Raw genomic sequence first — 24799 nt, forward strand, 5'->3', positions numbered from 1 at the left:
GGACCGCTCTCGTATGCTCCTTATTTGCCTCCCGTCGGCCGTCTGGGCAGGTTACTGCCCAATTTCCTTCAAAAGATCGTCGGTCGATATCTGGCGGCAATAGCCCTTGATTGCGCTCAGCGAGGTGTTGTGGCGTTCCTCGGAATAGGTGCCGCAGGCATCCGGTACGAGCGTCACCAGATAGTTGAGGTCGCAGGCGTCGCGCACTGCCGATTCCACGCATTGGTCGGTCAGGAGGCCGCACAGTACGATCTGCCTCACCCCGAGATTACGCAGCACATAGTCGATATGGGTGGAGACGAAGACACTGGAGGAACTCTTCGGGAAGACGATTTCGTCCTCCAGGGGTTCGAGCTCATCGATTACCTTACCATCCCAGGAGCCCTTCGGCACGTTGAAGCCGGTGATCTTGTAGTCGAGGCTGCGGTCGCGGCCGTCCTTCGTCAGGCTCTCGATCGTCGTGTGCAACACCTCGATGCCGGCCTTGCGGAAACCGGCGAGCAGGCGCTGCATGTTCGGTATCGCCACCTCGCGGATACGGTTGAAGTAGTAGCCGTACTTGCCGGCAATATCCGCATCGGAGACATCCTTGAACTCGCCCCCCTCGCGGCTGACCGAGAAGTTCTGCACGTCGATGAACAGGATGGCGGAAGCGGCCGGGTCCAGCGGCACGTCGCGGGTGGTCAGATGGTCAGCGGCCATCATTGGTTCCTTCGATGCTTTCTGCCGCAAGCCGGAGGGGGCCGGCCAGCCGGTCCGCCCATTCCTGTTGCCCGCGGGCGTCGTTGATGAGGTCGTTGCGCACTTCGAGAAGCACATGCGGAATGCCGCGCCGCTCGCCGTGCACGGGGATCGTGTAATCGGAGAGATCGTCGACGTGGTACGGCTCGTTGAGCCTGACGGTAACGTCCGGATTGGCGGCGCGGAAGGTTTCGGCCAGTCGTTGGGCGAAACGGGCGTCGCGATTGTAGAGAAGGCCGAGTTCGAAATTCCGGACGGCGCCGGTCGCGCGCATCACGGGCGTGAAGCTGTGTACCGAGACGAGGAAGAGCGGCTTGCCGGTCGCCTGTCGCTGATCGAGCCCGCCGGCGATCGCCTCGTGCAGCGGCTGATGGATTTCCACGTAGCGGCCGAGGCGTTCGCGGTCGGACAGGTCCGCATTGACCGGAACGACGGTCCCGTCGCTCTGCGCCACGAAGCAGTCCGTCGCTTCGAAGGGACGGTTGCAGTCGATGACGAGCCGGCTGTATCGCTGCAGGACGAGCGCTGCATCGAGGCGTTCGGAAATGCCGCGCGCAACACCCTCGGCGCCGACGTCGTAGGCGATGTGGCGCTCCATTTCCTCGGGTGCAATGCCGAGATCGCCAAGCGCTGCAGGCAGGGCGCGGCCCGCATGTTCGCAGGTGAGGAAGATCGTCGACCGGCCGGTGGGATTGATCCATTCTACGGGATCGGGGTCACCCGCCTGCAGCAATCCGGTCGTGTCGCGATCTGCGAGCCTGAGCATGAGATGAGATCCGTCGTGCGGTCCGGCGCGGGCCGGCGGCGCGGGCTTCGATGGCGATCAGTCAAAGAAATTTTTCAATCATAGTCAATCTGATTTTTCTATTTGACTAATTTTTTTCATGACGCGAATATTCGTTCCAGCAAGGGGAAGAGACGCCGATGAGCGATGGGAAATCGTCGACGACGATCCGCACGAGGATCCGCGAGGCCGCCGGGCAGCTGACGGCCAGCGAGCGCAAGATCGCCAATGCCATTCTCGCCGATTACCCCTTCACCGGCCTGGAAAGCATTCAGGAACTGGCGGCCAAGACCGGCGTCAGCGCGCCCTCCATCACCCGTTTCGTCAGTAAGATCGGCTGCGGCGGCTTTCAGGACCTGCAACGTCAATTGATCGCCGAGCTGAAGGAGGGCCGGCGCTCGCCCCTCGACCTCAAATCCAGCCAGAGGCCGGTCGGCCATTCGGAGTTCCTGTCGGAATATGTAGCGCGTGTTTCGGCCGTCATGGGGGAAATGACGGGGATGGTCTCGCAGGCACAGTTCGACATTCTGGCCGAGCTTCTTGCCGACCCGTCGCGCAACATCTTCCTGCTCGGCGGGCGCGTCAGCGACAGCATCGCATCCTTCCTGTCGATCCATCTCCGGCAGATCCGCAGCGGCATCTACCACATGGCCGACAACCCGGAATTCTGGCCGGAGCATGTGCTGCGCATGCGCAGGAAGGACGTCGTGCTGCTGATCGATTTCCGGCGTTACCAGCTCAGCCTCGCACGCCTCGCCGAGAACATCGCCCAGAAGCGTGGCGCGACCATCGTCGTCGTCACCGACAAGTGGATGTCGCCGGCTGCCCGCAGCGCCGATCACATCGTCGCGCTGCCGATCGACGCCGGCACGGCCTGGGACACTGTTTCGGCTGCCATGGCGCTCGTCGAAGCACTTATCGTGCGCGTCTCGGAGGCCGATTGGGAGGCAACGCAGAAGCGTATCAAGGATTGGGACGGCATCCGCTTTGCGATGCCGGGCTACGACCAGGACAGCATCAACGGGGACGCAGATGAAACGTGAGGAAATGATGATCGCCTGCTGCGGCGATCTCTCGGGCAAGGTGCGCGGCAAGGCCTTTCCGCTGGCGCAGATGGACAAGCGCTTGCGGCGGGGCGTCGGCTGGACGCCGACCAATGTGCAGATCACCTGCTTCGACGCGATCGCCGAAAGCCCCTTCGGCTCGCTCGGAGACCTCATGCTCATTCCCGATCCGTCGACCTGCGTCAGCTTCGAAAGCGAGGAGGGGGCGCCGAAGGAGAACTTCGTTCTCGGTAACATTCGCTATACCGACGGCCGCCCGTGGGAATTCTGCACGCGCTCTGTTCTCGAGGCCGCCCTGCAGCGGTTGCAGAGCGTGGCGGGTGTCACGCTTTACGGTGCCTTCGAGCATGAATTCCAGCTCAAGCACCGCCTTGGCGATCTCGGCAAGGCCTTCACGCTCGGAGGGTTTCAGGAGGAACGGCATTTCTGCGAGGCGATCATCGCGGCAATGCGTGAGGCGGGCGTGACGCCCGATACGATTCTGAAGGAGTTCGGCGCCGGTCAGTTCGAGGTGACGATGGGCCCCCAGAGGGGCGTCACCATCGCCGATCATTCGCTGATTACCCGCGAACTTGTCGGTCTCGTCGCCCGCGAGCTTTCCTATGAGTCGACCTTCACGCCGATCCGCGATCCGGCCGGGGTCGGCAACGGCGTGCATGTCCACATGAGCATGCTGGATTCGGCGGGTGACCCGGTCACCTACGATCCGAACGGCAAACATGAGCTTTCCGATGTTGCGGGAAAGTTCGTCGCCGGCATTCTGAAATATCTCGACTCGATCATTGCGATCACGGCGCCGAGCGTGGTCTCCTACCTGCGTCTCACGCCGCATCGCTGGAGCGCAGCCTTCAACAATCTCGGTTTTCGCGACCGCGAGGCATCGGTGCGCATCTGCCCGGTTTCTGACATCAGCGACATCGCCCGCGCCGCCCAGTTCAACTTCGAATTCCGTGCGGCCGATGCAACCGCCAACCCGCATCTTGCCCTCGCGGCAATCGTTCATGCCGGGGTACAGGGCATCGAGGAGGGTCTCGCGGTGCCGGAGGCGACACAGGAAGATCTTTCGCTCCTGAGCCCGGAGGCCCTTGCCGCCCGTGGCTACGTCCGCCTGCCGCAGACACTCGAAGCGGCCCTCCAGCGCTTCGAGGAAAATGAAACCGTGTGCGGCTGGTTCCCCGAGGGATTTGCCGACGTCTACGTCAAGCATAAGGAGGGCGAAATCGCCTATCTGGCGGACAAGACCCAGACGGAGATTTGTGAGGCCTACGAAAGCGTCTATTGACGGCAAACTGCCGCCGCTGCCGTTTACGGCCGGCTCCTTGTCGGGCAGATTGCCGCATTCTGCAGTTCGGCTTTTGGCGCGACGTCCGCAGCCCCTATATAACGGGCAGCAGATGCGACCGAACCGGGCGGATGGTATGAGCGACGAACTGAAGGGCCACGCTGTGCAAAGCGCGGCTATGCGCGAACGCGCAGAAGCGGAGATGAAAGCACTGGGGATCGATGAAGCGTTCATCGGAAAGCTGGTCGACACGTTCTATGCGCGGGTGCTCGCGCATCCGGAGCTTGGGCCGGTGTTCGACGCAAGGCTTTCGGGACGCTGGCCGGAGCACATGGAGAAGATGAAAAGCTTCTGGTCCGCCGTTGCCTTCCGCAGCGGCGCTTACGGCGGAAAGCCGGTGCAGGCGCATCTCGGCGTCGCCAATATGTCTCCGGAGCTCTTCCCGAAATGGCTGGGGCTCTTTGCCGCGACGCTCGACGACATTGCACCGAATGAGGAAGCGAAGGCTTGGTTCATGGCCACAGCAGAGCGCATCGCGCGTAGCCTGACGCTCTCGCTCTTCTACAATCCGGCGCTCGACGACCCGGCACTCAAGCGCTCCTGAAAATTGGCGCCTTTGGCGATGAGGTGCCGCCGAGCGGACTTCCATCGACCGACTTCGATGCGCGCAGCCGATGTTCCACACCCGTGCTGACCGGCAAAGAATCCTTGTGTCCAGCACTCTCACGCCAATGATATCTACGCGGAGCCGTTCAAACGAAAATTATTATCTACTAAATCTATTTAATTTACGCTTTACTCCTCCTCATCGGCTCGTCAGGAGGACACCATGCCCAAAACTCAATCCAATTCCATCACACTGGGAACGCGCGCTGCGGACTTCGTCCTGCCCGACGCGGGGGGAAATCTGTTCACTCTCGCGGAATTCAAGGACAGCCCGGCGCTGCTTGTCGCTTTCATTTCGAACCGCTGCCCCTTCGTCGTTCTGATCCGTGAAGCGCTGGCGAAGTTCGCGGGAGATTATGCCGGGCAGGGGCTCGCCGTCGTCGCGATCAACAGCAATGATGCACAGGCGTTTCCGGAAGAGACGCTCGAGCGGGTCGGCGCAGAGGTGAAGGCTTACGGCTATGGCTTTCCCTACCTCAAGGACGCGTCGCAAAGCGTCGCCAAGGCCTATGGCGCGGCCTGTACCCCGGATTTCTTCCTTTATGACCGCGAACGGCGGCTCGTCTATCACGGGCAGTTCGATGACGCTCGCCCGGGTAACGGCAAGGATGTGACGGGCGCCGATCTGCGCGCCGCCGTCGATGCGGTGCTGAAGGGTAAGGACGTCGGTACCACTCAGGTCCCATCGATCGGCTGCAACATCAAGTGGACAGCCGGCAACGAGCCATCCTGGTTCCCCACGGCCGCCTGAGCGGCGCTCTCACTGCCGGGCCGGGAAGGCCCGGCACCGCCCCCTTCATCCTGTAGATCGGTACACCATGGCTTCGCGTCGCAATGAACAGCCTGCGGAAAAAGGGCGTCTCATCGAAACGGATGTGCTCGTCATCGGTGGCGGGCCCTCCGCCGCCTGGGCGGCACTGTCCGCCGCCGAAGCAGGCGCGCGCGTCGTGCTGGCCGACAAGGGCTATCATGGCACGAGTGGGGCCACGGCGCCGTCCAATACAGGCACGTGGTGCGTTCCGCCCGGCGAGGGCCGTGCGGCCTCCGTAGAGCAGCGCTTCAAGCGGACGGCCGGCCTTGCCGACCGTCGCTGGATGCTGCGCTCGGCAGACCGGGCTTACGAGAACCTGCAGAAGCTGGTCGAATGGGGCTACCCCTTTCCGAGCGAGGAGGACGGCAGCCTCTACGTCGCCAATCTGCGCGGCCCGGACTACATGCGCTTCATGCGCCGGCACGTGCACAAAGCCGGCGTCACCATTCTCGATCATCATCCCATCCTCGAATTGCTCGGTGACGACAATCACATCGGCGGCGCGGCAGGGCTCGTGCGCCGCACCGGCGCAAGCTTCCGGGTGTCGGCGGGTGCGGTCGTGCTCGCCACCGGCGGGTGCGCCTTCTTCGAGCGCATCCTCGGCGGAACGGGTCTGACGGGCGACGGCTACCTGTTTGCCGTGGAGGCCGGCGCGTCCCTTTCGGGCATGGAATTCACCGGCAAATATACGCTTGCGCCGCACGGCTCGTCACTGAACAAGGGTCTTCCCTTCCGTTGGGCCACCTTCTATCGAGAGAACGGGGAGGTGCTTCGCGACGGCCGCGGCGAGCCGGTCACCAACGGCATCGGCGGCGGCGAACGGCAGGTGGCTGACGCCATGCTCTCCGGTCCGGTTTATGCCAGGCTGGACCTCGCGGAACCCGCCATGCGGGACTGGCTCCGGCGCGGCCAGCCGAACTGCTTCCAGCCCTACGACCGCATGGGCATCGACCCGTTCGAGGACCTCTTCCGCGTCGAACTCAAATATGAAGGCACGGTGCGCGGCACCGGCGGCATCCGCCTCGTTACCTCCGACTGCGCAACCGGCATTGCCGGCCTCTATGCGGCCGGTGATGCGGCGAGCCGCGAAAACGTGACCGGCGGCGTCTCCGGCGGCGGCGCCGTCAACGCGTCCTGGGCAATCGCCAGTGGCTGGTGGGCGGGCCATGGCGCGGCACAGCATGCGCGCCGCCGCCGGGGCCGCGACAATGCACGGCTGCAAGCGCTCGGCACGACGGGTCTCAGGGGAAGGGGCGAGCGCCAGGATATCGACCTCGCGGCCGCCGCCCGCACGGTGCACGACGAGATCGCGCCGCTCGACAAGAGTTACTGGCGCACGGCCGGGTCGCTGGAAGCGAGCCGCAGGGTGCTCGAGGACCTCTGGTCGAAGCTCAGCCGGGCGAATCCTGCGACCGGCATCGAACGCCTTCGCTCGCGCGAGGTCGCGTCGGTCACGGCAAGTGCGCGCTGGACGGTGGCCGCGGCCCTGCTCAGGACCGAAAGCCGCGGCGTGCATCGCCGGCGCGATTTCCCGGGAGAGAACGAATCACAGGCGGGCCGCATCATCGTCTCCGGCCTCGATCGGGTGACGGCGGTACGCGAGGACCTTGCGCTCGAGGACCTGGCGCTCGGAACGGCGCAAGAGGGCTGAGCGATGATCGAAGTCGTCTCCACCGACCGCTGCATTCGCTGTGACATCTGCGAGCGCATCTGCCCCGCCTTCGTCTTCGACCGCGACGAAACCGGCCTTCCCGTCATCGCCCGGCAGGACGACTGCCAGACCTGCTTCCTCTGCGAAATCTACTGTCCGGCGGATGCGCTTTATGTCGCCGAACAGGCGCACGGGCCGATCGGCATCACCGAGGCCGAAGTTCTGGAGCGCGATCTTTTCGGTCTCTATGCCCGATCGCTCGGCTGGAGCCGCGGGCGCGCCGGAGGGGCACAGAATGATCCGACCCGCCACATCCGTGTGGCACAGGTCTGAATGCAGGAGAGACGAACATGGAACGCATAGCTGTCAATGGGGTGTGCAAGACCTTTACCCTGAAGCCGGGACAGACCGTGACCGTGGACGGCGTGACCTCCAACCGGATCGCGGTGCTCGACGGCGTCGATCTCAGCATCGATCGCGGCGAGTTCATCACGCTGGTCGGGCCCTCCGGCAGCGGCAAGTCGGTGCTGCTTGACGTGATTGCGGGGCTGACCGGGGCGACCTCGGGCGTTGCCAGCATCGACGGCATCGAGGTGTCGAAGCCGCATGCCCGCACGGCCTATGTCTTTCAGCAATATGCGCTCTTTCCCTGGCGCACGGCCTTGCAGAATGTCGAATATGCCCTGGAAGTGCGCGGCGTTCCGGCCGCCGAGCGGCGCGAGAAGGCCCGTCATTTCCTGCACCTCTTCGGGCTCAACGGTTTCGAGGACCGTTTCCCCTCTCAGCTTTCCGGGGGCATGCAGCAGCGCGTGGCGATCGCCCGGGCACTGTCGACCGATCCGCAGGTACTGCTGATGGACGAGCCTTTTGCCGCGCTCGATGCCCAGACGCGGGACATCCTGCAAAGCGAGCTACTGCGCATATGGGAGCAGATAAAGACGACCGTCGTCTTCGTCACGCACTCGATCGACGAGGCGATCTATCTGGCCGACCGCGTGGTGGTGATGACCGCCCGTCCGGCGAGGGTCAAGGAGATCGTCGAGATCGATCTGCCGCGCCCGCGCGACCTCGATATCCGCAACGGTGAAGCTTTCAACGCCTACCGCGGGCGCGTCTGGGAAAGCCTGCGCGACGAAGTGAGCAAGGCTCAGCGCGACTGGGCTCTTGCTTCCAGCTACGCCAACTGAGGGAGGATCCGATGAGCCTCATTGCAGACCGCAACCCGCCGCTGCGCAGTTCCCTGGTCCTCCGCCGAAAGCGCGCGCTGCCGAAGACGCCGACGGCGCTCGGCCGCACCTTTACCACAATCACCCTCGGGCTCCCGGCCGTCATCGCCTTTGCGCTCCTGTGGGAGATCGCGCCGCGCGCCGGGTGGATCAACGCGCTCTTCTTCCCGCCGCTGAGCCAGGTGCTCGCGGTACTGTGGGAGATGATCGTCTCCGGGCAGCTTGCCGACCATATCGGCATCAGCCTGGAGCGTGCCGCGATCGGTTTCCTGCTCGCCTGCGTCACCGCCGTGCCGCTCGGTTTCCTGATGGGCCGCTATTCGCTCTTCGAGAAGGCCTCCGACTTCCTCGTCCAGACGCTGCGCAACACGTCGCAATTCGCGCTTCTGCCTGTCTTCATCATCGTTCTCGGCATCGGAGAAGCCTCGAAGATCGCCATCACCTTTTACGCCGCCGTCTTCTTCCTGCTGATCAACACCATTGTCGGCGTGAAGTCGGTCGATCCATTGCTCGTCAAGGCCGCGCGTTCCATGGGCACGTCGGATTGGGACCTTTTCAAGAAGGTGATCTTCCCCTCCGCCATTCCCTCGATCGTCGCGGGAGCGCGGCTCGGCGTGAAGACCTCGCTCTTCTCGGTCATTGCCGCCGAAATGCTCGCCGCGCAATCCGGCATCGGCTACCTCATCCAGCATTCCTCGCTGATGCTGGAAACCGACCGGATGTATGCGGGTATCCTGACGCTGACGATCATCGGCCTCCTGCTCAACTACCTGCTCGTTGCCGGCGAGCGGCGGGCGACGCGCTGGCGCGGCAGCGCCGAAAGCGGACCGAACTGACCCTCGCATCAAAGCACCTGCTTTCATCACGAACCGCCGATCTCGAAAGGATACATCGATGACATCCCCCTCGATCCGCCCGCTTCGCCGGACGCTTCTGAAACTTGCTCTGGCCCTTTCGATCCTGCCGGTCGCCGGCCTTGCGCCGGCCTCGGCCGGCGAGGCGAAGCCGGACGCCATCCGCATCGGCTCGACGGCGCCCGGCCACCTGAAATTCATTCTCTACCGCCACAAGAAGCTGCTCGAAGACGAGTTTTCGAAGGAGGGCATCAAGATCGAGCTGACGACCTTCGACGGCGGCTCGGCTGCCACCGTTGCGCTCGGCTCCGGCGCCCTCGACTTCACCTATATCGGCAACAACCCGTCGCTCCGCCTGGCGGCGACCGGTGCGGACGTGAAGCTGATCGGTCTTTCGAGCTGGAATCGCTCCAACGAAACACAGATCGTCGTGAAGCCGGATTCGCCGATCCGGAAGATAGAAGACCTGAAGGGCAAGAAGGTCGCGTACCTCTCGGGCACCGTGCGCCACTCGACCTTCGCCAAGGCACTGAAGGCGGCCGGGCTCTCGATCGGCGACGTCGAGAGCCTCAATCTCGGCATCGAAAGCTCCGGGCCGGCGCTTGCCCGCGGCGACGTCGATGCCATCGTCGAAAGCACCGGACCGGTGCAGAAACTCGTCGAAGAGGGCCAGGCCCGCGTGATCTTCGATGCCGGCGTATCGGGAAGCCCGGAATGGGCCGTGCCGCATCTCATCAGCGTCAATGGCGACTTCGCACGCAAGTACCCGCAAATCGTCGCCCGCCTGCTTGCCGTCGACGTCGCGGCGGCGCGCTGGGCGGATGCCAACCCGGAGGAAACGATCGCGATCTTCGTCAAGGAAACCGGCAACAGCGACATGGCCGTGCGCGCGACCTATCCCAATGGCAAATTCTACCAGGATCCCGAAATCACCGATGCAGCCGTTCGCGCGCTCCAGGGGGAGGAAGCCTTCATGGCCGATGCCGGCTTGCTGAAGGGCAAGGTCGATTACCGGACATGGATCGACCGGTCGTTCTACGAAGCGGCGATCAAAAGACTTGCCGCCAGCAACTGACATGTATTAGGCCCGGGCGTCGGCGTTCATGGACCGGCGCCCCTTTCAGAGCATTTCAATGTTTCAAGAAAACACCGAAGGGCTCTAACCATTTGAACCACGCACTTCCGGGCGGAAAAGCATTACCCACTTTTCCTGGAAGTGCTCTGGCTGTTCGTGATGACTTCCATTCCCTCTTCGCCGCTCCCCCTTCATCGCACCCGGATCGTCCCGGCGGTCGTCGCCGTGGCCTTCTTCATGCAGATGCTCGACAGCACGATCATCGCGACGTCGCTGCCGGCCATGGCGCATAGCTTCGACACCGACGTCGTCGCGCTCAATATCGGTTTTACCGCCTACCTGCTCGCCATGGCGGTATTCATTGCCCCCGCCGGCTGGCTTGCCGATCGTTTCGGCGCGCGGGAGGTCTTTCTGACCTCGATCGTGCTGTTCACGCTGTCCTCCGTCGCCTGCGGCTTTTCCGGCTCGCTTTTGCAATTCACCGTTGCGCGGCTGTTCCAGGGTGCGTCCGCCGCGCTGATGACGCCGGTGGGGCGCCAGCTCGTCTTGCGCGGTGCGCCGAAGGGGGAACTGGTGCGGGCGATCGCCACCATCACCTGGCCGGCCCTGATAGCGCCGGTGATCGGGCCGCTGATCGGCGCCTGGATCACCACTCACAGCGGCTGGCAATGGAACTTCTTCATCAACCTGCCCCTTGGCGTTCTCGGTGTCGTTCTCGTTGCGTCCTTCGTGCCGCGCGTACCGGGGGAGGGCGCCCGCCCTTTCGATCTCGTGGGCTTTCTCCTTACCGGCGGCGCGCTGGCGCTGACCTTGGCCGGGCTGGAGCTCTCCAGCGCCTCTGTCGGTCCCGGCCCGCTCACCATCCTGGCCTCCGGCGTCCTGACCGGCTGTTTCGCCATCCGCCATCTGCAGCGAACGCCGAATGCCCTTCTCGATATGGCAGTGCTGAAGGTTCCGACCTTTGCCTTCGCCACCCTTTCGGCGGGGACCGCCGGGCGGCTGGCGGTCAATGCCACGCCGTTCCTGCTGCCGCTGCTGTTTCAGCTGGGTCTGGGCTTCGACGCGGTGGAGACAGGGTCGCTCGTCTTGGCCTATTTTCTCGGCAATCTGCTGATGAAAAGCGTGACGACGCCGGCGCTCCGCCTGTTCGGCTTCCGCTCGCTGCTCGTGGTCAACGGCGTGATCGCGGCGCTGACGATCGGCGCCTTCGCATTTGTCGACGGCGAGACCCCGCACATGCTTCTCTTCGCGCTGCTTGTCGCCTGCGGCCTCTCTCGCTCGATGCAGTTTACCTCGCTGACGACGATCGCCTTCGCCGATGTCACGCCGGCGCAGCGAAGTGCAGCCACGACCATCTCCGCCATGCTGCAGCAGCTCGCGCAGCTACTCGGGGTCGCCGTCGCCGCGTCAATCATCCGCCTGTCGTCCCACCTGCGCCCGGACGGGGCGGATGGCGGAATGCTGACGGATATCCGCGCCGCTTTCCTTTGCATCGCGGCCATAGGGCTGGCTTCCGCACTGCGCTTTCTCGCCCTCCCGCACGATGCGGGCGTCGATGTGTCGGGACACCGCCGCCGCTGAAGCGCCTCAGGAACCAGGCAAGACTCCAGCAAATCTCCCTTGTCATGTTGTAATTACAACATTATAGGATGAAGAGATATTTGGAGGCTTCATATGTCCGACCGCCGTGCGCTGGCGAACGCCATTCGATTTCTAACTGTTGACGTCGTGCAGAAGGCGAATTCGGGCCACCCCGGAACGGCCATGGGAATGGCGGACATTGCCGAGGTTCTGTGGAACGACTTCCTGCGGCACAATCCGGCCAATCCGAAATGGATCAACCGTGACCGTTTCGTGCAGTCGAACGGACATGGGTCGATGCTGACCTATTCGTTGCTGCATCTCTCCGGCTACGGGCTTACGGTTCAGGACCTGAAGGATCACCGCAAGCTGCATTCCAGGACGCCCGGCCATCCGGAATACGGAATCACGGCAGGGGTCGAGACGACGACCGGCCCACTCGGCCAAGGTTTTGCCACGGCGGCCGGCATGGCACTGGCAGAAAAGAAGCTTGCGCAGGAGTTCAATCGCGACGGCTTTCCCGTGGTCGATCACTTCACCTATGTTTTCGTCGGGGACGGCTGCCTCATGGAGGGCGTAGCGCAGGAGGCCGCCTCGCTCGCCGGCACTTTGAAGCTCAACAAGCTCATCGCGGTCTATGACGACAACAGGATCTCCATCGACGGCGAGACGCCGGGCTGGTTCGCCGACGACACGGCCGCTCGTTTCCGTGCGCTCGGCTGGAACGTCATCGCGGACGTGGACGGCCATGATGCGGAGGCAATCACCGCGGCTTTCGATGCCGCCCGCCGCTCGACCGACAAGCCGACCATGATCTGCTGCAAGACGATCATCGGCTATGGATCGCCGAACAAGCAGGGCAGGGAGGAGGTGCATGGGGCGCCGCTCGGCGTGGAGGAAGTGGCCCGCACCCGCGAGCACCTTGGCTGGAAGCATGAGGCTTTCGTCGTGCCGGATACCGTGATGCGGGCCTGGGACGCCCGCCCGCGCGGCGAGAGGGCGGAAGCCGAATGGAATGCACTTTTTACGGCCTATGAGGCAAAGCATCCCGAACTGGCCGCCGAGCTGACGCGGCGTACAGCAGGCCGGCTGCCGGACGATTTCGATGCGGTCGTGGCAAGCGAGGCAGAGCGGATTCTTGCTCAAGAACCGGTCAGGCAACCGATCCGCAAGGCTTCCAACCGCGTTCTCGGCAATCTCCTCGCAAGCGTGCCGGAGGTGATCGGTGGTTCGGCCGATGTTTCGATGTCGACGTTGGCCTGGACAGGTGCGGCGCGTTCCATCACGCCGGACGATTTTTCAGGGAATTTCGTGCACTATGGCGTGCGCGAGTTCGGCATGTCGGCAATGATGAACGGCATGGCGGCCCATGGCGGTCTCATCCCCTACGGCGCCTGCTATCTCGTGTTCAGCGATTACAGCCGCAATGCCGTGCGCCTTTCGGCGTTGATGGGCCTCAAGACCATCTTCCTCTACACGCACGATTCGATCGGAGTGGGCGAGGACGGACCGACGCATCAGCCGTGCGAGCAACTGGTGGCGCTCCGCGCGATCCCGAACATGTCGCTCTGGCGGCCGGGCAGCGAACTGGAGGCTCTCGTTGCCTGGGAATCGGCGCTGAAGCGTGAAGGGCCAAGCGTTATCGTTGCTGCGCGACAGGACGGTGCGGTTTTCGCGCACCGGAGCGGCGATCTCGACGGTATCCGTCGCGGCGGTTACGTGCTGCAGGACGCGGGCGGAAAGCCCGATATCGTCCTCGTTGCGACCGGGTCCGAGATCGGCCTTGTCCTTGAAGCCGCGGCGGTGCTGGAGGGGCAGGGCAAGGCGGTTCGGCTCGTCTCCATTCCCAATGGCAATCTCTTCGCAGCGCAGGACCGTGACTATCAGGAGAGCGTGCTGGCTTTCGGCACGCCGACGGTATTTGTCGAGGCGGCCTCTCCGCTTTATTGGTACCAGTTCCTCAAGGGACCGGGTACGGTCGTCGGCGTCGACCGTTTCGGCGAATCCGCGCCAGGACCGGAAATCTACCGCGTCATGAACCTGACGGCTGAGCGGATCGTATCCGAGGCCGGTCAGTTCCTGTGCTGACACGATGATCCAATGATGGGGAAAGCATGTATCTCGGCATCGACCTTGGCACCGGATCGGTCAAAGCGCTTCTGATCGACGGCGACGGCAAGGCTGTCGCCGAGGCCGCGCGAGCCTATCCCGTCTCCTCGCCCATGCCGGGTTATGCCGAGACGTCACCCGCGGACTGGTGGGCACAAACGGTGGCGGCCGTGCGCGCCTGCTGCGACGGGCACGGTGGCGACGTTCGCGGCATCGGCCTCTCGGGCCAGGCACACGGTCTTGTCGCCGTCGGTGCAGACGCCAAGCCGCTTCGGCCCGCCATTCTGTGGGCCGACCAGCGTGCGACGGCGGAAATGGAGGCGGTGCTTGCCCTCCCGGAAGCGGTGCGGCGTCCGCTCGCCAATCCCGTTGTCAGCGGGATGGCCGGTCTCTCCCTGCTGTGGCTGCGGCGGAACGAGCCGGCAACCTATGCCGCGATTCGCCGCATCCTCGCGCCCAAGGATTGGCTGCGGCTCGTCATGACGGGCGAGGCCGCGACCGAGCCTTCCGACGCGTCGATGACGCTGCTCTACGATGTCGGAGCCGGCCGCTGGGCAACCGATGTCCTCAGCTCCCTTTCGATCGATCCCGCGATCCTTGCGCCCATCGTCGAATCCCATTCGATAGCCGGCAGGTTGAGTGCGGCCGCGGCCGCAGAGCTCGGCCTTGCTGCCGGCACGCCGGTGGCCGCAGGTCTTTCCGATACGGCTTCCTGCCTCTTCGGCATGGGCCAGACGAAGCCCGGCTCCACCATCCTCCAGGTGGGATCGGGCATCCAGATCATGTCGGTGGTCGAATCCATCGAACCGCGGGTCCAGCCCTTTTACAACAGCTATCGCGGCATCGGCGGCAATCTCTACTCGATGGCCGCCCTCCAGAACGGCGGCACGGTATTCGAATGGGCCCGCACCGTCCTCGGCGCCTCCTGGGCGGAAATGTACCGCTCCGGCTTCGAGGAGAACGAAGGCAATGGCGGCGTCATCTTCCTGCCCTATGTGACGGGCGAGCGAGCGCCGCTGCTCGATCCGAACGCCTCGGCCGCCTGGGCCAATATGCGCCTTGGCTGCACGCGCGGCCAGCTCATCCGCTCGGTCTTCGAAGGCGTTGCCCTCGCCGTGCGCGACAGTTGGGATGCCTTGCGCGGTGTCGGTGTTTCGGCCGATCGGATACTCCTGACCGGGGGCGGCAGCACGGACCCGCGCTGGCAGCAGATGCTGGCGGATATTCTGGAGGTGCCGCTTGTGCCGGCACACGATCTCGGCAATGCCACAATCGGCGCGGCCTATCTCGGCGGCATGGCCGCCGGCCATTGGCGCTGCATCGAGGCCATCCCGTTCCCGGACGATCTCGGCAGGCCGATCGAACCCCGCCCGTTCCAGGGGCTCGACGCACTCCTGCCCCGGTTTCGCGCCACCTATCGTGGCCTCAAGCACGCCTGAGAATGCCGCACCGGTCTCAATAGGTCCGGTGCAGGTCGATGGTCAGCCGGGTGCGATCGGGATGGTGCCAGGACTCGTAATATTCGAGCACCTGCTTGTTCTGGTCGTAGGTGACTTCCCGGTTGAACAGGACGTAACTGTTCATTTCCACATGTAACTGGGCGGCGATCGCCTCTTCATTGATGCGGGCGAGCTCGACCTGCCGTTTGCCGGTCGTCGCCACGGCGTTATAACGCTTGGCAAGATACTGATAGAGGGAGACGTCCTCGAGCTCCTTCGACTGCAACAGGTCGGGAAAGCGCGAGTAGGGCAGGAAGTTGCGCACTACGAGGAAAACCACCCCGTCCGCATAGCGCAGGCGCTCCAGAAACACCGCATCGTTTTCGCCGATCTGCTCCGCGACATGGGCGGGCGGCTTGATGCGCTCCTGCTTCAACACCCGGGTCGTCAGCTTGAACCCGGCCTTGGCCATGCTTTCAAGCAGGGGATCGAGCTGCTGGACGAGCGCGATCGGCACCTTGCGTTCCAGCACGAAGGCGCCGCGGCCGCGCTCCGTCTCGATGAGATTGTCGTGGGCAAGCGACTGAAGCGCCTGCCGGACGACGCTGCGCGAGACGTCGTACTGCTGACAGAGTTCGCCTTCGGTCGGCAGCTTGCTGCCGGGAGGATAAGCGCCGGATTCGATCGCGGCCCGTAGCTCCCCCGCGAGCTGAAAATAAAGTGGGATGGGTGAACTGCGTTCGATGCTCATGCGAATCTCTGCCTTTCGTACCGTGGCGGGTAACTCTGCCTGTCGTACCCATGACCTGACAAGCGTACATCTTTAAATGCGTCCGGACTGGTGCACGGGGCGTTGACACTCGCAATGCATTCTGATTACGATGTACGTACAACATTACAAAAAGACTTTCTGATATAACAGACTGGGCTGGGACATCAAATCCGGGAGTAGCGGGGGGGGGGGGGCCGCAATCGGCTCCCGGACAGCAAAATCGAAGACCGACGGTTCGCAGCCGAGGGCCGCGCAGTTGCGCGGCCTCCCGGACGCGCGCCCGGAGGTCGGGCTACGGCATGCATAGAGGGAGGATAGGGGTGTATCTCGAACGCTTCAGGCTCGATGGCGAACTTGCGGTCGTCACCGGAGGAGGACGCGGCATAGGGCTCGCAAGCGCCGATGCGCTCGGCGAGGCAGGCGCGCGCCTTGCCATCATCGAACGTGATCCGGCGCTCCTTGAAGAGGCCCATGCGATCCTTCAGGCGAAGGGCTACGACGTCTCCGTGCACGAGGGCGACGTTACCGATCCCGCCCGGATGCAGGCAATCGCGGACGAACTAACCGTGAAAGGCGGCGCTTCCATCCTCGTCAACAATGCGGGCATCGCGCTCAGTGACATCCCGGCCGAGGACATGGAGGACGAACGCTGGCTCAAAGTCATCGACGTCAACTTGAACGGCGTCTACTGGTGCAGCCGCGCCTTCGGCCGGCACATGCTTTCGGCCGGTCGCGGATCGATCGTCAATGTCGGCTCCATGTCCGGCTTCATCGTCAACCGGCCCCAGCCGCAGGCGCATTACAACGCCTCGAAGGCCGCCGTACACCACCTGACCAAGTCGCTCGCCGCCGAATGGGCGCCGCGTGGCGTGCGGGTCAACGCGGTCGCGCCCACCTACATCGAAACGCCGCTCAACGCGCTCGTCGAGAACGACAGGCCCATGCTCGACCGCTGGCTCGATTCCACGCCCATGGCGCGCATGGGCAAGGACCACGAGGTCGCAAGCGTGATCCTCTTCCTGTCCTCCCGGGCGGCCAGCCTGATGACCGGATCGATCGTGCTTGCGGATGGAGGATACACGCTCTGGTGACCGCATCCATGCCGGATGCCGGAACGAACGAACAGCAATCAATAAGGAGGAGTTACAATGTCCAGCATCAAGACGCTTCTGGCAGGGTCCGTGGCCTTGTTCTGCCTGACCTCTGCTGCCATGGCCGAGGAGTGCAAGGTGGGCCTCACCATGCCCTCGCTCAATGCGCCCTATTTCGCGGCGCAGGTCGCTGCGGTTGAAAAGGCGGCCAAGGACCAGGGTTGCGAGATCACGACGGCGGACAGTCAGAATGACTTTTCCAAGCAGATCAACGACGTCGAGGATATGATCGCCAAAGGAATCGACATTCTGATCCTCAACCCGCGTGACCAGGAGGCGCTCGTTCCGGCCGCCGACGCCGCTACCAAGGCCGGCGTGAAGGTCGTCGTGATGGATTCCACGCTGAATCCCAAGGCCAACGTCGTCACCCAGGTCCGCTCCTCGAATGAGGAGAACGGCCGTCTCGTCGGCGACTGGATCGCCAAGAAGATGAAGGGCACGCCGATCAAGATGCTCCTCCTGTCCGGCAATCAGGGCAATCCCGGCGGCCTCGATCGCCGCATGGGCGTCATCAAGGGCATCGTGGAAGGCCAGCTCGTCAATGAAGGTGCGGTCAACCTCCAGATTCTGGGCCAGGGCTGGGGCGACTGGGCGACGGACGGCGGGCTGAAGGCTGCGGAAGACCTGTTCCAGGCCCATCCGGACGCCAACCTCGTCGTCGGCGAAAACGACTCCATGGTCCTCGGCGCGGTTCAGGCCGCGAAGGCTGCCGGTCTCGATGGCATCCTGTTTGCAGCGGCGGCGGACGGACAGCGCGAGGCGCTGGAGATGGTCAAGGAAGGGACCTACGGCGCCACCGGCCTGAACGATCCGGACCTCGTCGGACGCACCGCCTTCGATATCGCTTACAAGGCCTTCAAGGGCGAGCTTCCGGCCGACTTCCCGAAGCTGCACCTGACGCCGGCCGACGTCATCTCCGCTGACAACGTCGACAAATACTACAACCCGCAGTCCGTATTCTGATCGACGAAGAAAGGATGCACCGGGTCTCCGGTGCATCCCTGGAGAGCCAATGACCGTACTTGTCAGTCTGTCCGGCATCAGCAAGAACTTTAGCGGAGTACAGGCCCTGAAGGGCGTCGACTTCGACCTGAGGGCCGGCGAAGTCCATGCGCTGGTCGGTGAGAACGGCGCGGGAAAATCCACACTGATGCGCGTGCTTGCCGGCGAAATGAAGCCGACCTCCGGGACCGTCAGCATTCACGGCGAGACGATGCAGCACTCCGGCCCGCGGGGCGCCGCCGGCCGGGGTATTTCGGTTATCCATCAGGAACTGGCGCTGGCGCCCGACCTGACCGTCGCGGAGAACATCTTTCTCGGGCGCCTGCCGCGCATCGTCAATCACCGCCGGCTGCGCAAGGCAGCCAGCGAAATCCTCGAACGTCTCGGCTTCGACATCGACCCCGCCATCCACGCCGGACGCCTGACAGTCGCCCACCAGCAGGTCGTGGAGATCGCCAAGGCACTCTCCAACCGGGCGCGCATCATCGTCTTCGACGAGCCGACCGCGGTGCTTGCCAACACCGATGCCGAGCGCCTGCTCGCGATCATCCGCGAGTTGCGCGCGGGCGGTACCGGCGCCGTCTACATCTCCCACCGTCTGAACGAGGTCTTCGACCTTTCAGACCGCATCACCGTCATGAAGGACGGCTCGCATGTGGAAACGCTGGAGACCTCCGCAACGGATGTCGACGCGGTGATCGCACGCATGGTCGGGCGGCAGATGTCCGCGCTTTTTCCATCCAAGGCCGGGCGTGTGCCGGGCGAGGTGGTCGTCCGCGTGCGCAACGTTTCGCGCGGCCGCAAGGTCCGCGACGTCAGTTTCTCGGTCCGTGCCGGCGAGGTCGTCGGCCTCGGGGGTCTCGTCGGTTCCGGCCGTACCGAAGTCGCCCGCCTCGTCTTCGGCGCCGACAAGATGGATTCGGGCACTGTGGAACTCAACGGCAAACCGCTCCATCTCTCCTCACCGCGCGAGGCCGTGCGCGCCCGCATCGGCCTCGTTCCGGAAGACCGCAAGCAGCAGGGCGTCATCCTCGATGCGCCGATCCGGATCAACACGACGCTTGCCAAGATCCGCAGCATATCCCGTCTCGGCTTCCTCGACGCGGGCAAGGAGCGGCAGGTCGCCGTGGCGCTTGGCGCCGAGATGCGCCTCAAGGCGTCGAGCGTCGACGCGCCGGTTTCGAGTCTTTCCGGCGGCAACCAGCAGAAAGTGGCGCTTGCCAAATGGTTTCACGCCGATTGCGACCTGCTCATACTCGACGAACCGACGCGCGGCGTCGACGTCGGAGCGAAAGGCGAAATCTACAATCTGATCAATGACCTCGCCAAAGCGGGGAAAGCAATCCTCGTTATTTCGTCCGAGCATCAGGAACTGTTCGGCATCTGCGACCGCGTTCTCGTGATGGCGGAAGGGGCTATCGTCGGCGAACTCACCGAAAGCAAGTTCACCGAGCAGCAATTGCTGACGCTGGCAATGACCCGGTCGGCCAGGGAAAGGGATGAGACAAGCCAATGAGCATTACGTCAGCAAGCGCCGCCGCGGCCTCGTCGTTTACGCCGCGCGTTCTAAACGCGATCCGCCACTACGGCACGTTCGGCATCTTCCTGGTGCTGGTGATCGTCGCGTCCTTCTGGTCCGATGCGTTCCTGACGGAGCGCAACCTGATGAACGTCGTGCGCCAGGTCGCCTCCGGCGCCGGCATCATGGCCATCGGCATGCTCTTCGTCGTGCTCACGCGGGGCATCGACCTCTCGGTCGGCTCCATCGCCGCCGTCGGATCCGTGCTCTGCGCCCACCTTGTCGCGGCACAGGGCTACGGCGTGCCGATGGCGATCCTGCTGGTCATTCTGACCGGCGCCGCCTGCGGCGTGGTCACCGGCTTCTTCGTCGCCTACATGCGTTTGCCGTCCTTTGTCATCTCGCTGGCGATGATGGCGATCGCCCGCGGAATCTCGCTGATCATCAGTGCTGGCCGCCCAATCACCATGGGATCGCCCGGCGCGTCGCTCGTCGATTTCGGCAGCGGCTTTCTCTTCGGCATTCCACAGCCAGCGATCCTGATGCTGGTCATCTATGCAATCGGGGGCGTGGTGCTGCTCTATACGAGCTTCGGCCGCATCGTCACCGCGATCGGCTCGAACGAGGAGGCCGTGCGGCTCTCCGGCGTGCCGGTCGAGCGCTATGTCTTGTCGGTCTATGTCATCAGCGGCGCGCTCGCCGCCGTCGCGGGTATCGTCGCCGCGGGACGGACGGGCATCGGCACGCCTCAGGTCGGTGTCGGTGCGGAGCTCGATGTCATCGCGGCGGTCGTGATTGGCGGGGCCAGCCTCATGGGCGGGCGCGGCGGCATGTTCAACACGCTGCTCGGCGCGCTGATCCTCGGCATCATCACCAACATCATGAACCTCGCCGGCGTGCCGGGTTATCACCAGAACGTCTATCTCGGACTGATCATCATCCTGGCAATGCTCATACAGTTCGTCACCGCCCGGTCGCGCCGTTAGGTCCCCCAAGGGGCGAGGGGACGTGCCCCGCGCAACGCTGGTGATCATGGTGGCGGAGGAGCCCAGGGGCCTTCGCCCCGCTTGCGGGGAGAAGGTGGCCGACAGGCCGGATGAGGGGCAAATTAGTGAGAGCGGGATGAGGAAAAGTGTACGCGGTTCTCCGGCCGATTCCGCTCTCATGATGTTAGGTCGATCCGACCTGAAATCACCGTGATCTGACTAAAAGCCGCCGACCACGAAGCCGCCATCGACTGGCAAGTCCGCGCCGGTGATGAATTTCGCGGCAGGCGAGGCGAGGAAGAGGGCGGTTCCGACCAGGTCGTCCACGGTGCCCCAGCGCTTGAGCGCCGAACGCTGGGCGATCTTCTCCGCCGGTACCGGGTCGGTCCAAAGACCCTTCGTCATGTCGGTCTTGTGGTAGCCGGGCGAGATGGCGTTGACGCGGATGCCGTCCGGGCCGAAGGCGTGAGCGAGATGGCGCGTGAGGCCGAGCACGCCCGACTTGCTGGCGCCATAGGCCGGCACGAGCGGATCGCTGACATAGCTCAGCATCGAGGCCGTGTTGAGAATGACACCGCGCGAGGCCTTCAGGAGCGGCAGGACGGCCATGGCGAAGCGCATCTGGCTATTCAGGTTGACGTCCATCACCTCCATGTAGGTGGCGTCCTCGAATTCCGCCTCGGGCCGGGCAATGCCTGCGCCGTTGACCAGAACGTCGAGCTTGCGCAGCGTCCTGGCGAAGGCGTTGATCGCTTCCGGGTCGCGCACGTCGACCCGCTCGAAGCGGATTGCCGTGTTTTCGGGGTCGGCCGCGGCAGCCTTGAGCTTTGTTTCCGAACTGCCGAGCGCGATGACCGATCCGCCGAGCCGGGCAAAGCCCTGTGCGATGGCAAGGCCGATGCCGGACGAACCGCCGGTGACGAGAATGTCCTTGCCGGCAAAAAGGTCCGGACGAAACGTATCGATGATGTCTTTCATGAATTCCTCCTCAGGCATGATAGTCGTTGTTCAGGTCCGCGTGCCGGGCGGGTGGATCCGGGCGGCAAGCGCATCCATGTCGTCATAAAGCGCCATGCTGTGATGATAGAGCCGGTCGAAAACCGGCTGGACATGGCTGTAGACCTCGACCCATGCGGGGTCCGGCGCGATTTCGTCCGCATAGCGCACATAGGCGTCCGCCGCGTCGTCCGGCCGGGAAAAGCGGCCCGTCGCGGTCGCGGCCATGGCCGCGCAGCCCATGAGGCCGCATTCGGGTTCTTGCGGCACCAGCACCGGTGTGTCGAAGACGCTTGCCTTGATCTTGAGCCATAGCTTCGTGCGGGCACCGCCGCCGGCCGCTATCATGCGCTCCAGGCGCTTGCCCGAGCTATGCTCCATGATACGGATATGACGGGCCATGGCGAAGGCGATCCCTTCCAGAATGGCCCGGTGCAGGTGCTCCATGCCGTGCCCGGCGCCGAGGCCGAAGAACTGTGCCCGCGCATTGCGATGCTGACCGAGGCGCTCGCCGGTGAGAAACGGCATGAACAGCAGTGCCTCGCAGCCGGCCGGCGCCTTTTCGGCTCGCGCGACGATGTCGCCATAGCTCAGCGCGCCGTCATGGAAGGCGCGCCGCGCCCAGCGCATGCCGTCGCCGCCGGTTTCGAGAAGCACGAAGGGAGCCCAATTGCCTTCGATGGTGGCGACGTTGGAAATCTCCGGATCCAGCAGGGGCTTGTCGGCGATCATCGTGACGATGGCACCGGTGCCCGTGCTGTCCGATCCGAGGCCGGGCCGGCAGACGCCCGAGCCGAGCAGCGCCATCGGATAGTCCGCTCCGCCCACCATGACGGGCGTGCCGGCGGTCAGTCCTGTCGCGAGAGCGGCCTGGTCCGTGACGCGGCCGATGATCTCCAGGGGATTGCGGATGGGCGGTAGCAGCCGGGCATCAAGCCCCATTCGCTCGATCATCGCCGGCGACCAGGCGAGCGTTGCAGGGTTCATCAGGAAGCTGCAGGAGGCGTCGCCGGTATCCATGGCGATCTCGCCGGTCAGCCGGAAGTTGATGTAGTCCTTCGGCATGATGGCGACGGCGCTGCGCCGATAAGCCCCGGGGTCGGCATCGCGCACCCATTGCAGCTTGAAGCCCGGCCAGGCCGGGGTCGGCGTGTTGCCGCTTTCGGCGAGATAGCTGTCGGGCTCGTTCTCCGCCTCGAAACGGCGCACGAGGTTCAGCGTGCGTTTGTCGTTCCAGAGCGGTGCGGTATCGCGCGTCAATTGCCCGGCATCGTCGATGAGCACGAGACCGTGCATCTGGCCGCATACAGCGATGATGGAAATGCGCTCGCGTGCGCCTTCCGCCTTGTCGAGCACGGTTCGAACGGCGGTGCAGGCCCCCTCCCACCAGTCGAGCGGTCGCTGCTCTGCCCAGCCGAACTGCGGCACGATCTGGTCGTGCTCGCGCGCGGCGATTTCGACGATCTTCCCGCGGGTGTCGATGAGCGCCGCCCGCACGCTCCCGGTACCGACGTCGATCGCGAGAAAGAGTTCTCCGGTCATGTTGCGGCCTCCCTCAATGCGGCGAGTGCGCCGGACAGTTCGTGTTGCTGCTCGGCCGCCCGACGATAGGCAGCAAGCGCGGCCCGGTAGACCTTGCGCGCTTCCGGCGCGGGTTCGCTGCGTCCTTCCGCAACGTGCAGCGTGCGGATCGGCAGGAAGTCCTCCCACAGACCCATGCCGACGAAGGCCAGCGCCGCAGCACCGAGTGCCGCCGCCTGCTGATCGACCCTCGTCTTGACGATCGCGCAGTCGAAGACATCGGCGAAGACCTGCCGCCAGAAGGCGCTGCGCGCGCCGCCACCGACGATGATCATTTCCGGGCCGATGGCCGTCATCCGGCGCAACTCGTCCAAGGCGATCCGCAGGCCGAGTGCCACCCCCTCGAGTGTTGCGCGCAGGATGTCGGCACGGCCGTGCTGCAGGTCCAGCCCGACGAAGCCTCCGCGCACCGCCGGCCCGCCCTCGAAGCTCGTGCCGCCGCCGAGCGTCGGCACGAAGATCAGGCCGCGCGCACCGGCCGGAGCCTCGCCGGCGAGCCGGAAGAGCGCGTCATGGACGTCCATGCCGGCAACCTTGGCCGCATGCTTCACGTCCGGCAGCAGCGTGTCCGTCACCCAGTTGAAGCTCGTGCCGGAGGAAAAGATCGAGGTCGCCGAAATGAACATGCCTGGCGCCACATGGGCGAACACGAAGGGACGCACCCGATCGTCGAGGAGGGGCTCGGAAGCGGAAACGGTGATCCAGCTCGATGAGCCCATCGAGGCATAGGCGTCGCCCTCGAGAAAGGTGCGGCCGCCAAGCGCCATGCAACTGTTGTCTACGCCACCCGCGACGACTTTCACCCCTGGGAAGAGACCGAGCCGTTCGGCAATTTCCGGCAGGACGTCGCCGAGGACATCGGTGGAGGCGACGATGGGCGGGAACAGCTCCCGGCTCAGTCCCGCCGCTTCGACAAGCTCGGCGGAATAGCGCCCTGCCTTGAGATCGTAGACGCCGGTGCCCGAGGCATATGACGGATCGGTGGCAATACGGCCGGTCAGCCGCAGGTTGATGTAGTCCTTCGTGCCGATGATCGTGCGTGTCCGCGCGAAGATGTCGGGTGCGTTCCGGCGCAGCCACATGGCCTTGAACACGGTGTAGAGGGGCGCCGGAAAACCGTTGCCGGTCGTCCGGTACCAGGTGTCCGGATCGACGCGTGTGAAGAAATCCTCCGCTTCCGCGACGGCGCGTCCGTCGGACCAGATAGGTACGAATTCCTGCAGCAGCGCGCCGTTTTCGTCGAGCGGAAGGCAGCCGAGGCTGTGGCCGGACACGGCAATGGCGCGGATGTCGCCGGCCTTTACCGCGGTATTCTCGAACAGAGTCCGCAGGCTGGCGCAAATAGCCTCCCACCAGTCTTCGGGACGCTGCTCGTGACAGGAGGGCGAGGGGTAGAACGTTCTGTAGGAAACGACCTCTTCCGCAATGCAGGTCCCGTCCGGACGGAATATCGCCGCCTTGACGCCACCGGTCCCGAGGTCGAATGCCGCAACGGTGTCGCCCATAGCG

General features: G+C 64.3%; 22 protein-coding genes. 16 read left to right on the forward strand and 6 right to left on the reverse strand.

Features of this window, described 5'->3' with window-relative positions; genetic code table 11:
- Positions 1–51: 51 nt before the first annotated feature.
- The gene (locus JOH52_RS10345) at positions 52–702 is read right to left on the reverse strand and encodes a cysteine hydrolase family protein (protein ID WP_013844806.1); all 651 of its coding nucleotides are present in this window, start codon (positions 700–702) and stop codon (positions 52–54) included.
- On the reverse strand, positions 692–1507 hold the full coding sequence (locus tag JOH52_RS10350; RefSeq protein WP_004434152.1) for an N-formylglutamate amidohydrolase: 816 nt from the start codon (positions 1505–1507) through the stop codon (positions 692–694). The genes JOH52_RS10345 and JOH52_RS10350 overlap by 11 nt, the downstream gene beginning before the upstream one ends.
- Positions 1508–1665: 158 nt before the next feature.
- Here JOH52_RS10350 and JOH52_RS10355 point away from each other — a divergent pair, with 158 nt between their 5' ends.
- From JOH52_RS10355 to JOH52_RS10410, 12 genes are all read left to right on the forward strand, one after another.
- Positions 1666–2568, forward strand: a complete 903-nt coding sequence (locus JOH52_RS10355) for a MurR/RpiR family transcriptional regulator (protein ID WP_004434149.1) — start codon at positions 1666–1668, stop codon at positions 2566–2568.
- The gene (locus JOH52_RS10360; protein ID WP_080590325.1) at positions 2558–3871 is read left to right on the forward strand and encodes a glutamine synthetase family protein; all 1314 of its coding nucleotides are present in this window, start codon (positions 2558–2560) and stop codon (positions 3869–3871) included. Before JOH52_RS10355 ends, JOH52_RS10360 begins: the two co-directional genes overlap by 11 nt.
- Before the next feature lie 136 nt (positions 3872–4007).
- Entirely contained in the window at positions 4008–4475 is a 468-nt protein-coding gene (locus JOH52_RS10365) for a group III truncated hemoglobin (RefSeq protein ID WP_010970049.1), read from the forward strand.
- 225 nt (positions 4476–4700) lie between these two features.
- Entirely contained in the window at positions 4701–5288 is a 588-nt protein-coding gene (locus JOH52_RS10370) for a thioredoxin family protein (RefSeq protein ID WP_010970048.1), read from the forward strand.
- A 67-nt stretch (positions 5289–5355) separates the two neighbouring features.
- Entirely contained in the window at positions 5356–6999 is a 1644-nt protein-coding gene (locus JOH52_RS10375; protein ID WP_010970047.1) for an FAD-dependent oxidoreductase, read from the forward strand.
- 3 nt (positions 7000–7002) lie between these two features.
- The gene (locus tag JOH52_RS10380) at positions 7003–7332 is read left to right on the forward strand and encodes a 4Fe-4S dicluster domain-containing protein (protein ID WP_010970046.1); all 330 of its coding nucleotides are present in this window, start codon (positions 7003–7005) and stop codon (positions 7330–7332) included.
- Positions 7333–7349: 17 nt separating this feature from the next.
- A complete protein-coding gene (locus tag JOH52_RS10385; protein ID WP_010970045.1) occupies positions 7350–8186 on the forward strand; it encodes an ABC transporter ATP-binding protein in 837 nt (278 codons plus the stop codon).
- A gap of 11 nt (positions 8187–8197) precedes the next feature.
- Positions 8198–9061: an ABC transporter permease gene (locus JOH52_RS10390; RefSeq protein ID WP_010970044.1), complete on the forward strand. Its 864-nt coding sequence runs from the start codon at positions 8198–8200 to the stop codon at positions 9059–9061.
- A gap of 58 nt (positions 9062–9119) precedes the next feature.
- Entirely contained in the window at positions 9120–10154 is a 1035-nt protein-coding gene (locus JOH52_RS10395) for an aliphatic sulfonate ABC transporter substrate-binding protein (protein ID WP_013844803.1), read from the forward strand.
- A gap of 141 nt (positions 10155–10295) precedes the next feature.
- The gene (locus JOH52_RS10400; protein WP_017266924.1) at positions 10296–11735 is read left to right on the forward strand and encodes an MFS transporter; all 1440 of its coding nucleotides are present in this window, start codon (positions 10296–10298) and stop codon (positions 11733–11735) included.
- 93 nt (positions 11736–11828) lie between these two features.
- On the forward strand, positions 11829–13823 hold the full coding sequence (gene tkt / locus JOH52_RS10405) for a transketolase (RefSeq protein WP_010970041.1): 1995 nt from the start codon (positions 11829–11831) through the stop codon (positions 13821–13823).
- Between the two features lie 26 nt (positions 13824–13849).
- Entirely contained in the window at positions 13850–15283 is a 1434-nt protein-coding gene (locus JOH52_RS10410) for a xylulokinase (protein WP_010970040.1), read from the forward strand.
- 16 nt (positions 15284–15299) lie between these two features.
- On the opposite strand, the gene JOH52_RS10415 is transcribed toward JOH52_RS10410, so the two are convergent.
- Entirely contained in the window at positions 15300–16034 is a 735-nt protein-coding gene (locus JOH52_RS10415) for a GntR family transcriptional regulator (protein ID WP_010970039.1), read from the reverse strand.
- Positions 16035–16375: 341 nt separating this feature from the next.
- Between JOH52_RS10415 and JOH52_RS10420 the strand changes: the two genes are divergently transcribed.
- The 4 genes from JOH52_RS10420 to JOH52_RS10435 are packed head-to-tail and all read left to right on the forward strand — an operon-like array spanning position 16376 to position 20713.
- Complete coding sequence (locus tag JOH52_RS10420) at positions 16376–17146, forward strand: SDR family NAD(P)-dependent oxidoreductase (protein ID WP_010970038.1); 771 nt, start codon at positions 16376–16378, stop codon at positions 17144–17146.
- Positions 17147–17203: 57 nt separating this feature from the next.
- Complete coding sequence (locus JOH52_RS10425; RefSeq protein WP_010970037.1) at positions 17204–18169, forward strand: substrate-binding domain-containing protein; 966 nt, start codon at positions 17204–17206, stop codon at positions 18167–18169.
- Positions 18170–18218: 49 nt separating this feature from the next.
- Complete coding sequence (locus JOH52_RS10430; RefSeq protein ID WP_010970036.1) at positions 18219–19724, forward strand: sugar ABC transporter ATP-binding protein; 1506 nt, start codon at positions 18219–18221, stop codon at positions 19722–19724.
- Complete coding sequence (locus tag JOH52_RS10435) at positions 19721–20713, forward strand: ABC transporter permease (protein ID WP_014529863.1); 993 nt, start codon at positions 19721–19723, stop codon at positions 20711–20713. The genes JOH52_RS10430 and JOH52_RS10435 overlap by 4 nt, the downstream gene beginning before the upstream one ends.
- 219 nt (positions 20714–20932) lie before the next feature.
- On the opposite strand, the gene JOH52_RS10440 is transcribed toward JOH52_RS10435, so the two are convergent.
- From JOH52_RS10440 to JOH52_RS10450, 3 genes are read right to left on the reverse strand one after another with little or no spacing between them, the layout of a single operon-like run.
- Complete coding sequence (locus tag JOH52_RS10440; protein WP_010970034.1) at positions 20933–21691, reverse strand: SDR family NAD(P)-dependent oxidoreductase; 759 nt, start codon at positions 21689–21691, stop codon at positions 20933–20935.
- Between the two features lie 30 nt (positions 21692–21721).
- The gene (locus JOH52_RS10445; protein WP_010970033.1) at positions 21722–23251 is read right to left on the reverse strand and encodes a xylulokinase; all 1530 of its coding nucleotides are present in this window, start codon (positions 23249–23251) and stop codon (positions 21722–21724) included.
- Positions 23248–24795 (reverse strand): xylulokinase, encoded by a 1548-nt coding sequence (locus tag JOH52_RS10450; protein WP_014529862.1) that lies wholly within the window; start codon positions 24793–24795, stop codon positions 23248–23250. Before JOH52_RS10450 ends, JOH52_RS10445 begins: the two co-directional genes overlap by 4 nt.
- Positions 24796–24799 lie beyond the last annotated feature (4 nt).

Origin of the sequence: Sinorhizobium meliloti (assembly GCF_017876815.1) — a bacterium.
Classification (GTDB): Bacteria; Pseudomonadota; Alphaproteobacteria; order Rhizobiales; family Rhizobiaceae; genus Sinorhizobium; species Sinorhizobium meliloti.

Excerpts from the sequence above, each read along its gene's own strand:
- JOH52_RS10410 (WP_010970040.1), top strand. The coding sequence starts at position 13,850 with ATGTATCTCGGCATCGACCTTGGCACCGGATCGGTCAAAGCGCTTCTG.
- JOH52_RS10445 (WP_010970033.1), bottom strand. The coding sequence starts at position 23,251 with ATGACCGGAGAACTCTTTCTCGCGATCGACGTCGGTACCGGGAGCGTG.
- JOH52_RS10385 (WP_010970045.1), top strand. The coding sequence starts at position 7,350 with ATGGAACGCATAGCTGTCAATGGGGTGTGCAAGACCTTTACCCTGAAG.
- JOH52_RS10365 (WP_010970049.1), top strand. The coding sequence starts at position 4,008 with ATGAGCGACGAACTGAAGGGCCACGCTGTGCAAAGCGCGGCTATGCGC.
- JOH52_RS10380 (WP_010970046.1), top strand. The coding sequence starts at position 7,003 with ATGATCGAAGTCGTCTCCACCGACCGCTGCATTCGCTGTGACATCTGC.
- JOH52_RS10390 (WP_010970044.1), top strand. The coding sequence starts at position 8,198 with ATGAGCCTCATTGCAGACCGCAACCCGCCGCTGCGCAGTTCCCTGGTC.
- JOH52_RS10440 (WP_010970034.1), bottom strand. The coding sequence starts at position 21,691 with ATGAAAGACATCATCGATACGTTTCGTCCGGACCTTTTTGCCGGCAAG.
- JOH52_RS10425 (WP_010970037.1), top strand. The coding sequence starts at position 17,204 with ATGTCCAGCATCAAGACGCTTCTGGCAGGGTCCGTGGCCTTGTTCTGC.
- JOH52_RS10345 (WP_013844806.1), bottom strand. The coding sequence starts at position 702 with ATGGCCGCTGACCATCTGACCACCCGCGACGTGCCGCTGGACCCGGCC.
- JOH52_RS10360 (WP_080590325.1), top strand. The coding sequence starts at position 2,558 with ATGAAACGTGAGGAAATGATGATCGCCTGCTGCGGCGATCTCTCGGGC.
- JOH52_RS10415 (WP_010970039.1), bottom strand. The coding sequence starts at position 16,034 with ATGAGCATCGAACGCAGTTCACCCATCCCACTTTATTTTCAGCTCGCG.
- JOH52_RS10430 (WP_010970036.1), top strand. The coding sequence starts at position 18,219 with ATGACCGTACTTGTCAGTCTGTCCGGCATCAGCAAGAACTTTAGCGGA.
- JOH52_RS10395 (WP_013844803.1), top strand. The coding sequence starts at position 9,120 with ATGACATCCCCCTCGATCCGCCCGCTTCGCCGGACGCTTCTGAAACTT.
- JOH52_RS10350 (WP_004434152.1), bottom strand. The coding sequence starts at position 1,507 with ATGCTCAGGCTCGCAGATCGCGACACGACCGGATTGCTGCAGGCGGGT.
- JOH52_RS10375 (WP_010970047.1), top strand. The coding sequence starts at position 5,356 with ATGGCTTCGCGTCGCAATGAACAGCCTGCGGAAAAAGGGCGTCTCATC.
- JOH52_RS10355 (WP_004434149.1), top strand. The coding sequence starts at position 1,666 with ATGAGCGATGGGAAATCGTCGACGACGATCCGCACGAGGATCCGCGAG.
- JOH52_RS10450 (WP_014529862.1), bottom strand. The coding sequence starts at position 24,795 with ATGGGCGACACCGTTGCGGCATTCGACCTCGGGACCGGTGGCGTCAAG.
- tkt (WP_010970041.1), top strand. The coding sequence starts at position 11,829 with ATGTCCGACCGCCGTGCGCTGGCGAACGCCATTCGATTTCTAACTGTT.
- JOH52_RS10435 (WP_014529863.1), top strand. The coding sequence starts at position 19,721 with ATGAGCATTACGTCAGCAAGCGCCGCCGCGGCCTCGTCGTTTACGCCG.
- JOH52_RS10370 (WP_010970048.1), top strand. The coding sequence starts at position 4,701 with ATGCCCAAAACTCAATCCAATTCCATCACACTGGGAACGCGCGCTGCG.